At 69.2% G+C, this 10,367-nt stretch carries 9 protein-coding genes; 5 read left to right on the top strand and 4 right to left on the bottom strand.

Translation table 11 applies throughout. The features are described from left to right. The first annotated feature begins 108 nt into the window (after window positions 1–108). Both GKO32_RS37325 and GKO32_RS37330 read left to right on the top strand, forming a co-directional pair. Window positions 109–714, top strand: coding sequence for a CBS domain-containing protein (locus GKO32_RS37325; RefSeq protein WP_154761629.1), 606 nt, complete (start codon window positions 109–111; stop codon window positions 712–714). Between the two features lie 101 nt (window positions 715–815). Next, window positions 816–2,558 (top strand): SulP family inorganic anion transporter, encoded by a 1,743-nt coding sequence (locus GKO32_RS37330; RefSeq protein ID WP_154761630.1) that lies wholly within the window; start codon window positions 816–818, stop codon window positions 2,556–2,558. Here the strand turns inward: GKO32_RS37330 and GKO32_RS37335 are convergent. Next, a complete protein-coding gene (locus GKO32_RS37335) occupies window positions 2,555–3,019 on the bottom strand; it encodes a universal stress protein (RefSeq protein WP_154761631.1) in 465 nt (154 codons plus the stop codon). The genes GKO32_RS37330 and GKO32_RS37335 overlap by 4 nt on opposite strands. A gap of 26 nt (window positions 3,020–3,045) precedes the next feature. Further along, window positions 3,046–4,497: a bifunctional aminoglycoside phosphotransferase/ATP-binding protein gene (locus GKO32_RS37340; RefSeq protein WP_312869268.1), complete on the bottom strand. Its 1,452-nt coding sequence runs from the start codon at window positions 4,495–4,497 to the stop codon at window positions 3,046–3,048. Between the two features lie 286 nt (window positions 4,498–4,783). On the opposite strand from GKO32_RS37340, the gene GKO32_RS37345 reads away from it, so the two are divergent. Together GKO32_RS37345 and GKO32_RS37350 are read left to right on the top strand one after the other, a co-directional pair. Next, window positions 4,784–7,504, top strand: a complete 2,721-nt coding sequence (locus GKO32_RS37345; protein ID WP_154761632.1) for a cation-translocating P-type ATPase — start codon at window positions 4,784–4,786, stop codon at window positions 7,502–7,504. A 40-nt stretch (window positions 7,505–7,544) separates the two neighbouring features. Continuing rightward, a complete protein-coding gene (locus GKO32_RS37350; protein WP_154761633.1) occupies window positions 7,545–8,423 on the top strand; it encodes a universal stress protein in 879 nt (292 codons plus the stop codon). Here the strand turns inward: GKO32_RS37350 and GKO32_RS37355 are convergent. After that, window positions 8,395–8,733: a hypothetical protein gene (locus GKO32_RS37355; protein ID WP_166459856.1), complete on the bottom strand. Its 339-nt coding sequence runs from the start codon at window positions 8,731–8,733 to the stop codon at window positions 8,395–8,397. The genes GKO32_RS37350 and GKO32_RS37355 overlap by 29 nt on opposite strands. A gap of 10 nt (window positions 8,734–8,743) precedes the next feature. Beyond that, window positions 8,744–9,796, bottom strand: a complete 1,053-nt coding sequence (locus GKO32_RS37360; protein WP_154761635.1) for a cation diffusion facilitator family transporter — start codon at window positions 9,794–9,796, stop codon at window positions 8,744–8,746. 66 nt (window positions 9,797–9,862) lie between these two features. On the opposite strand from GKO32_RS37360, the gene GKO32_RS37365 reads away from it, so the two are divergent. Then, window positions 9,863–10,246: an ArsR/SmtB family transcription factor gene (locus GKO32_RS37365; protein WP_154761636.1), complete on the top strand. Its 384-nt coding sequence runs from the start codon at window positions 9,863–9,865 to the stop codon at window positions 10,244–10,246. Window positions 10,247–10,367 lie beyond the last annotated feature (121 nt).

A 10,367-nucleotide genomic window follows, 5' to 3' on the forward strand; every position in this document is an offset into this window, starting at 1 on the left:
GGGTTGCGGGGATGCTGCTCGGTTCCACGAGCCAGAAGGTCGTGTCTGCCGCGTTGTGCCCGGTCGTCGTCGCCCGTTCCCACAAGAAGGCCTGAGGAGGTTCGGATCATGCGTGCGCAGGATGTGATGACGCATCCGGTGGTGACGGTGACCCCGGAGACGACCGCCAAGCGGGCGGCGGAGTTGTTGAGCCGGAACGGTTTCACCGCGTTGCCGGTGGTCGGTGACGACGGTGAGCTGATCGGCATCGTGACCGAGGCGGACCTGATCGGTGACCGTTTCCCGGCCGATGCGCGGCGCGTGTCGGGCCGTGCGGACCTGCCGGGGGCGACGGTCGCGGAGGTGATGACCACTCCGGTGACCGCGATGTCGCGGGGCACGGACCTGTCGATGCTGGTGCGGTCGCTGCTCGATTCCCGTATCCGTGTGATGCCCATTGTGGACGGTTCGCGCTTGGTCGGCATCGTCACCCGCGGGGACATCGTGCGGGTCTTCGCCCGCAGCGATGCCGAGATCGCCGCGGATGTCCGGCATCATCTGGCCATCTACGGCGGCCCGGACCGGTGGCAGGTACGGGTGCGCGACGGCGTGGTGCACATCGTCGACGAGTTCGACAACGACATCGACCGGCATGTTGCGGCGGTGCTCGCCGAAGCCGTGCCTGGAGTGGTCAGCGCGACCGTGGTGACCCGCGACATGGAGCAGGCACGCTGACGAGCGCGGTGCTCACCCTCCGTGAGGGGCGGGCCAATGGCTGCCGCCGTGGGGACCTTCGGCCCTGGCCGCGGTGACCGGAACCGGATCATGGTGACGCAATGGCGTCGCACGCGCTGGAGCGCATTCTGCCCGGGATCGCCCAGTTCCGGGGTTACCGCCGGAGCTGGTTGCGGGGCGATGTGCTGGCCGGGATCACCGTGGCCGCCTACCTCGTCCCCCAGGTGATGGCCTACGCCGAGATCGCGGGCCTGCCTCCGGTCGCCGGGCTGTGGACCGCGATCGGCCCGATGGCCGTGTACGCGTTGCTCGGCACGTCGCGCCGCCTTTCGGTCGGGCCGGAGTCGACGACGGCGCTGATGACCGCGACCGCCGTCGCACCGCTCGCGACTGGTGACCCTGGCCGGTACGCGGTACTGGCGGCGGTGCTCGCCGTCCTGGTCGGCGGTGTCTGTCTCTTCGGCGGACTGGTGCGTGCCGGCGTAGTGGCCGATCTGCTGTCGAAACCTGTGCTCGTCGGCTATCTCGCCGGCATCGCCGTCAGCATGATCGTCAGCCAGCTCGGAGCACTCACCGGAGTGCCGGTGCACGGTCACGATCTTGCCGGTCAGCTGCGTTCCTGGTTCGGTGACCTCGGTGCGGTGCATTGGCCGACGCTCGCGCTCGGCGCCTCGGTGCTCACGTTGTTGTTGCTGCTGGCGAGGTTCGCGCCTTGGCTGCCAGGGCCGCTGCTGGGCATCGTGCTCGCCGCCGGCTTCGTGTGGATCTTCGGCTGGCAGCATGCGGGCATCCAGGTCGTGGGCGTCGTCCCGGCCGGGCTGCCGGTGCCCGCGATACCGCGAGTCGGTGCCGCCGATCTGTCCGTCCTGCTGCTGCCCGCCGTGGGCATCGCGCTCGTCGGTTTCTCCGATGTGGTGCTCACGGCGCGGGCGTTCGCGCCGAAGGACGGGCAGGCCGTGGACGCGGACAAGGAGCTGCGCGCCCTCGGCGGAACGAACCTGATCGCCGGGCTGTCGCACGGGTTCCCGGTCAGCTCGAGTGGCAGCCGGACCGCGATAGGCGTGTCGCTCGGCAGCCGTACTCAGCTGTACTCGCTGGTGGCGCTGGCGACCGTGCTCGTCGTGTTGTTCGCCGGGGGCCCCTTGCTCGGCGCGATCCCGGAAGCGGCGTTGGGCGCGGTCGTGGTGTACGCGGGACTACGGCTGATCAGGCCGCGCGAGTTCCAGCGGTTCGGGGCGTTCCGGCGCAGTGAGCTGGTGCTGGCGCTGGCGACCACGGCCGGGGTGCTGGGGCTGGGCGTGCTCTACGGTGTGCTGGTCGCGATTGGACTGTCCATTCTGGACCTGCTGCGGCGGATGGCCCGGCCGCACGCCGCCGTGCTCGGTTACGTTCCGGGCGTGCCGGGCATGCACGATATCGGCGACTACCCGGGCGCGGAGATCGTGCCGGGGTTGGTGGTTTACCGCTACGACGCGCCATTGTGTTTCGCCAACGCGCAGGACTTCCACGACCGGGCGCTGCGCGCGGTCACCCCCGGCACGGAATGGTTCCTGCTCAACGCCGAGGCCACGATCGAAGTCGACGTCACCGGTCTCGACGCGCTCGACGGGCTGTGCGAGGAACTGAAACGCCGCGGGATCCGGTTCGCGATGGCCAGGGTCAAGCGGGAGCTGGACGACGAACTTGCCGCCGCCGGTCTGATGGTGAAGATCGGAGAGGAGAACGTGTTCCCGACCCTTCCTGCCGCCGTCGCCGAGTACGTCCGCAGCTACCGGGCCGAGCACGGGCGGCTGCCCGAGGGAATGACCGCACCGGTGCTGCCACCGAATCCGATGGTCCCTTAGCCCTGGCGCTGCGCTGCTTCGCCGGTCAGCACCACCACGGGGCAGTGCGCATGCCGGACGCATTGGGTGGCGACACTGCCGAGGAGCAGCTCGGTCAGCATCCGTGCCCCGTGGGAACCGACGACCAGCAGGTCCGCGTCGCCGGACTCCTTGATCAGCTCGGTGGCCGGGTCACCGTCGGTGACGACGCCGTGGATTTCTGGCAGATTCTCCTTGTCAGACAAGGATTTCTCCACCGTCGCGCGCAGGAGGTGTGCGTAGTCCTCGTCCTCGCCGACCGGACGGCGACCGTGTGCCTGCATCGAGTATGAGGTGCCGGGCAGCAGATCTTCACGGGATCGCACGAGCACCGCACGCACCTGGGCCCCATCGGTCCTCGCCTCATCGATCGCCCAGCGCAGCGCCGCCTCGCTCTGCGTGGAACCGTCAACACCGACGATGATCTTTCCCTTGCGTGTCATGGGGAATCCTCCTTGCCGGACCGTGCTCAACCCAAATAGGCCAGTGCCTGGATGAGGGAGTCTTCTTCCGTGCCCGCGGTGAAGATCGTGTGCGCGCCGGGCCACGGCTGGACATCGAGTGCCATGCGCCGCGCCACCTCCGGGGTGGCGTCCGAGATGTCGTTGCCGCGCGAGGCCAGGCGTGCTGCGGTCGTCGTTTCGGGTGCCCAGCAACGCAGTGGAGCGAGCGGGCTGTGTGTCCGAGCGCTGACCGCGATCACGTCGGCACGCCGGTCGGCGGAGTTCCACGACGCATCCAGTACGACCGTCTCGCCGTAGGACAGGAGCTTCTCCGCGCGCCGCCCCAGTTCGGCATAGGTCTGCTCGGTGTGGGCAGGCGTGTACAGCCCTCGCTCGTACTCGTCTGGCGCGCTGTGCTCGGGTGGAAACCCTGCCAGCTCTTTGCGGACCCGGTCGCTGCGCAGGACCGTCGCCCCCAGGTGGTCGGCGATGGCGCCGGCCAAAGTCGACTTACCCGACGCGGGCAGGCCGCCGACCAGAATGAGCCGGACAGTGCCGCGACGCAAGTGGCGCACGGTGATTTCGGCATACGCCCTGGCAAGCTCCGCCGCAGCCGGGTCGCCCTGCTGGTGTCGCAGGCAGGCGACCTTGACCCGGACGAACGCGCGGTAGGCCAGATAGTGGTGCCGCAGCGCGGGAGGCGCGGGGTCACCGGAGAAACGCGCGTATTCGTTGAGCAGTTCTTCGCCCAGTTCCGGGGCGCCGAGCCGTTCCAGGTCCATCGCGAGGAATGCGACGTCGTCGAGACCGTCCACCCACCGGAGGGTGTCGTCGAACTCGAGGCAGTCGAGAATCTGCGGCCCCTCATCGAGGCAGAAGATGTCGTCGGCGAGCAGGTCTCCGTGCCCGTCGACCACCCGGCCGGCGCCGATCCGGTGGGTGAACAATTCCTCCCGCCCGGCAAGGAAATCCTCGGCGAGCCGTTCGATCTCCGCACCGGTGCAGGCGTCGAGCACCGTTCCGTGGAAGGCACGGACCTGGGCGAAGCTCGCGCGCCACCGGTCCCGGACCGCGTCGCGTGTCGCCTGTGCCGAAATCGCCGGCCCGCGTTCGGCCTGTTCGTGGAAGCGAGCCAGAAGCCGGGCGAGCTCGTGGATCGTGTCTCTCAGCGGAACACCGTCGCGGACCAGCTTCGCCAGCCGCCGGTCGTCGGGCATGCGCCGCATCACCACAAGATGGTCACAGACCGCGCCGTCGGGTCCGGTCACGTCGGCCACCCCGAGGTACGCGCCGGGTGCCAGCCGGCGGTTGAGCGCCACTTCCTTGTGACACACCTGTTCCCGGGTTTCGCGCCGGGTGAAGTCGAGGAATCCGAAATTGACGGGTTTTTTCAGCTTGTAGGCGCGATCACCGACGAGGAAGACGGAGCCGATGTGCGTCTCGCGCACGGCACTCCACGGCTGCTGGGTCATCGCCATCACGGTGCCTCACCTTTCCGTGCTCGGTCGCGTCCAACGCTAAGACCGGGGCGCGCTCATGGGTGTTGTACTTGGTCCCTGTCTTCGGGGACGGAAGTCACCGTTGGGCGGGATCCGGCTGATCGAGGACCGCACGAAGGACTTTCTGCCCTACACCGCCGCCGATCCGCGCGGAAACGTTTTGCACACACCATCATCCGCCAGGGAGTCCACATCGGACGGTGAAGGAGAACGCCATGAAAGCCGCCGTGCCAGCGGAACCCGGTGTCGTCGGGAAGCTTGTGCGATGACCGATACCGTGGCGGACAAGCCGGCGGCCGGGCTCGACCCGACCGAACGGATCGAGCTGCTCCTGCGCGACCTGCGCAGCTCACGGTCGGGGCTGACCGACCGCGAGGCGCGCCGGCGTCTGCTCAGCGCCGGGCCGAACGAGCTGCGCAGACGCGGCGGCTGGACCTGGCCCCGGCAACTGGCGCGGCAGTTCACCCATCCGCTGGCGCTGCTGCTGTGGGCGGCCGCCGGGCTCGCCTGGGCCGTGGGCATCGAGCCGGTCGCGATCGCGGTCGTCGTGGTGATCCTGATCAACGCGGTGTTCGCGTTCGTGCAGGAGCGGCACGCGGAGCGGGCGGTCGAGGCGCTTGCCGCGTTCCTGCCGCCGCGGGCGAAAGTGGTGCGGGACAACCAGGTCGGGGTGATCGACGCGGTCGACCTGGTGCCTGGCGATGTGCTCGTCATTGAGGAGGGCGACCGGATCTCCGCCGACGCGCGGCTCATCGACGGTGGGGTCGAGGTGGATCTGTCCACATTGACCGGTGAGTCGATGCCGGTGTACCGGGCGGCCGATCTGCTGGACACCCAGGTTCCGGTTCAGCAGGCGCGGGATCTGGTGTTCAGCGGTACGACCTGCACCGAGGGGCAGGCGCGTGCGGTGGTGTTCGCCACCGGGATGCACACGGAACTCGGCCGTATCGCGGCGTTGTCGCAGCGAGTGGAACGCGACGAAAGTCCGCTGGAGAAACAGGTGCGGCGCGTGGCGTGGCTGATCGCCATGATCTCGGTGGTGCTGGGTGTGGCGTTCCTGCCGATCGCGACGTTCGGTGCGGGCCTGTCGTTCGTCAACGCGGTCGTGTTCGCGGTCGGCCTGCTGGTGGGAAACGTGCCGGAGGGCCTGCTCCCGGTCATTACCCTGGCGCTCGCGATCGGTGTCCGTGGACTGGCTCGGCGCGGCGCGGTCGTACGGCGGTTGAGCGCGGTGGAAACCCTCGGCTCGACCGACGTGATCTGCACCGACAAGACCGGCACACTCACCGAGAACCGGATGCGGGTCACCGCTATCGAGCCGCCGCGGGACGACTTCGCGCTGGGCCGGTTGGCTTCGGCGATCGTCCTGTGTAACAACGCGCGCCGCGCGCCGGACGGAACCGTTGCCGGCGACCCTACCGAGGTGGCGTTGCTCGAGTCCGCCGCCGAGTTGGGGCAACCGGTGGACACGGCCGAGCGGGATCAGCACCGCCGCCGGCAGTTCCACTTCGACCCCGCTCGCAAACGGATGTCCACAGTGGACGATAGGCCCGACGGGCAGGTGATATCCGCCAAAGGCGCACCGGAGACGATGTTGCCGTTGTGCCATGCCGAACTCGGAGCCGGCGGGATGACGGCTCCCCTTACCGCGCGCCGGCGCGATGAGCTCGCGTCGCTGGTGGACGCGCAAGCCCGGCAGGGCAGGCGGGTCCTGGCGGTCGCCGAGCGCCGCCTGACGCCGGGCGAGGAGATCCCGACGACCCGTGAGGACGCCGAGCGGGATCTCGTGCTGCTTGGTCTGGTCGCGATGGTGGACCCGCCGAGGAACGAGGTGGCTGCTGCCGTCGCCGATTGTCATGCGGCTGGGATCCGGATCATCGTCATCACCGGCGATCACGGCCTGACCGCCACGGCCATCGCCCGTCAGACCGGCATCGTGCGGGGCGAGCCGACCGTCCTCAACGGTACGGATCTGGACCGGATGACCGAAAACGAACTCGACGCTTTGCTTACCCAGACTGAGGAACTCATCTTTGCGCGGTCCTCGCCGGAAGCGAAGTTGCGGATCGCCGATGCCTTGCGCGCGACCGGGCATGTCGTCGCGATGACCGGCGACGGTGTCAACGACGCACCGGCGTTGCGGCGGGCGGACATCGGGGTCGCGATGGGTCGCTCAGGCACCGATGTGGCTCGCGAGGCGGCGACGATGGTGCTCACCGACGACAACTTCGCCACCATCACCGCGGCGGTGCAGGCCGGGCGGCGCGTCTACGACAACATCCGCAAGTTCATCTTCTACATCTTCGCCCACGCGACGCCCGAGATCGTGCCGTTCCTGGTGTTCGCACTGTCCGGCGGCACGATTCCCTTGCCGCTCACCGTGTTGCAGCTACTGGCGTTCGACGTCGGTACCGAGACGTTGCCGGCGCTGGCACTCGGCAGGGAGCCGGCCGAACCCGGGCTGATGGACCGGCCGCCACGCAAGCGCGACGAATCCGTCATCCAGACGCCGATGTTGTTGCGTGCCTGGCTTTTCCTCGGGGTGCTGTCCGCCGCGCTGGCGATGGCCGGCTTCTTCTACGTCCTGGTCAGGGCAGGCTGGCATCCGGGCGACCCCACCGGTGAGGGCACCCCGTTGAACCATGCCTACCGGCAGGCCACCACGATGACGTTCTTCGGCATGGTCGCCGGCCAGATCGGGACCGCGTTCGCCGCACGCACGGACCGCGCGTCGCTCCGCTCGATCGGCGTGTTCTCCAATCCGTTGCTGCTGTGGGGAATCGTCTTCGAACTGGCGCTGGCCGCGGTCATCATCTACGCCCCGCCGCTGCAGGATCTGCTCGGCACCGCGGCGCTCACTCCGGACATGCTCGCACTGACCGCGCCATTCCCCGTCATCGTCTGGGGTGCCGACGAAATCCGCCGCTGGTTCCTCCGGCGACGCGATGCCCGGGGGCCTTTGGGCCCACGGGACCGGGACCGCTGACTCTGGCCCGGGCGGCACCGTACGGAGGAGCGTGACCGGCATGGTGGATACGTCAGCACGGCATTCGATTCTGGTCGGCATCGACGGTTCCGGTTCGGCGTTGCACGCGGCCCGGTGGGCCGCCAGGGAAGGGCGGCAGCGGCGCATGCCGGTCCGGCTGTTTCACGCGTGCGCGGTGCCGCCGGGCGCGGCGGCGGCGACGGAAACACTGGTGGAACAAGGACATCAGTGGTTGCGGCTGGCGAAGGACGAGGTGTCGGCCGAGGTGCCGGATGTCGACGTGCACACCGATCTGCGAGTCGGGCCGGCCGCGCGGGAGATCGTCGACGAGTCGGCGAAGTCCCGGCTGGTGGTATTGGGCTCGCGTGGGCTGGGCGGTTTCCAGGAGATGTTGCTGGGCTCGGTTTCGGTCGCGGTCGCCAGGCATGGGCACTGCCCGGTGGTGGTTGTGCGTGGGCGCATGCCCGACGATCCGCCACCGGCCACCGGGCCGATCGTGGTGGGGGTCGACGGCTCGCCGGTCAGTGACGCGGCCGTGGAGTTCGCCTTCGAGGAGGCCGGTTTCCGGAACGTTCCGCTCGTGGCCGTGCACACCTGGCTCGACGTGTCGGTCGAGGAGACGTGGGCCGCGCTACCGTCCGATGTGGACTGGGATGCCGTGGCCGAGGACGAAAGCAGGGTGCTGGCCGAACGTCTGGCGGGCCTGAGCGAGAAGTATCCCGAGGTGGAAGTGCGCCGCCGGGTGATGCGGGACCGCCCGGTGCGTGGGCTGCTGTCCGAGGCGGACGGAGCGCAGCTGATCGTCATCGGTTCCCGTGGCCGCGGTGGATTCGCCGGGATGGGCCTGGGCTCGACCAGCCAGACCCTGCTACACCACAGCCCTTGCCCGGTCATCGTGGTGCGTACGCCGGACTTCTGAACGGCGCGAGTTGCGCGTTGTGTGGGCGCGAGTTGCGCGTTCCGTGCGCGCGAGTTGTGCGTTCCGTGCGCGCGAGTTGTGCGTTCCGTGCGATCGGGAACACGGCGATGGGGGCGTTGATGAAGAACTGATGGGCCTTGGTGGAGCGCAGGATCGCATTCCAGGCCACCGGCCCGGCGATCGCGCCGACCGCGACCACGGCGAGGGTGACGGGCCGGCGTTCGCGGGCGGCGAGCAGGGCGAGGACCACCGCCACGATGGCCGACAGTGCGGCCCCGTAGGCGATGGCACCCCAAGACAACATCGGCAAAGTCCCAACGTCAGCGCGTGTGGTGGGCCAGGAGTTCATGCGCCACAACGGCGCCGGTCGCCGGTTCGGTGTGGACGACGGCGGCGGTCAGCCTGGGCACGGCATGCATCAGCCGGTGTTCGACGTCGTGGGCGATGCGGTGCGCTTCGTCGACCGTCAGGCCGGCGTCGACCCGGACCGCGAGTTCGGCGCGCAGGCTGTGCCCGATCCAGCGCATCCGGACATCGTTCGCGGCGAGCACCCCGGGCACTTCGGCCGCGGTGTGCTCCACCTGGTCGACGGTGTGCGGATCGACGGCGTCCATGAGGCGCCGGAACACTTCCTTCGCCGCCTCGCGCAGCACGAGCAGGATGGCCACGGTGATGACCAGCCCGATGATCGGGTCGGCCAACGGGAACCCGAGCGCCACCCCGAGTGCGCCGAGTACGACGGCCAGCGAGGTGAACCCGTCGGTGCGCGCGTGCAGGCCGTCGGCCACGAGCGCCGCGGAACCGATCTGCCTGCCGACGGCGATCCGCCAGCGGGCGACGAGCTCGTTGCCGGCGAAGCCGATGACCCCGGCGATCGCGACCACCCACAAATGCGTCACCGGTCGCGGCTGGATCAACCGCAGGACCGCCTCATAGCCGGCGAACGCGGCCGACGCCGCGATGATGAGTACGACCACGACCCCGGCGAGGTCCTCGGCCCGGCCGAGACCGTAGGTGTAGCGGCGGGTGGCGACCCGCCGTCCGAGGACGAACGCGATACCGACCGGCACCGCGGTGAGCGCGTCGGCGAAGTTGTGGATCGTGTCCCCGAGCAGCGCGACCGAGCCAGTGAACAGCACTACGACCAGCTGGAGTACCGCGGTGACGAACAGCGCCACGAACGACCAGACCAGCGTGCGCGTGCCGCGTTTGCTCGTTTCCAATGTGGTGTCGAACCGGTCTGCGCTGTCATGGCTGTGCGGGGTCAGCAGATGCTTGAGTCGCGACCATAGCGACGTCACGGGACCGGCAGGTGCCGCGTGCCCGTGCCCTTCCCCGGTGCCGGTGGGGTGGTGGTCGTGCCCGTGGGCCATCGCCGTGGTCCTCTCGGTCTCGTGTCCGGGCTTGCCAGGTGAGCTGTTGGACCCCATTATGCAACCATGCGCGCGCATGAGCACAGTACCGAGCTCGCCGTGGCGGCCGAGGTACTGGGGCTGCTCGCCGACCCCACCCGCCTGCATCTGCTGCAATTGCTTTCGGAGGAACAGGACGTCTCCACGCTCACGGCGCGGGTGACGGCATCCCGGTCCTCGGTGTCCCAGCACCTGGGGCGGTTGCGGCTGGCCGGGCTGGTGCAGGCGCGGCGTGAGGGCCGCCGGATGCTGTACCGGATCACCAGCGACCATCTGACCAAACTGGTCACCGAGGCGCTGGACTACGCCGACCACGCCGTGCACGGCATCCCACATCACCAGCGGCCAACTCATGCCGGACCGGAATTGCCCATCACACCGGCCCGGAACCCGGTGCCGGGACGTAGGTGAGCGGCGCGAGTTGAGCGTTGTGTGCGCGCGAGTTGTGCGTTGTGTGGGCGCGAGTTGTGCGTTCCGTGCGACGGGAACGCGCGACTCGCGGAGCGGGTACGTGCAACTCGCGGGGCGGGAA

The sequence above is a fragment of the Amycolatopsis pithecellobii genome, from assembly GCF_009707865.1.
In the GTDB taxonomy this organism is placed as follows: Bacteria; Actinomycetota; Actinomycetes; order Mycobacteriales; family Pseudonocardiaceae; genus Amycolatopsis_E; species Amycolatopsis_E pithecellobii.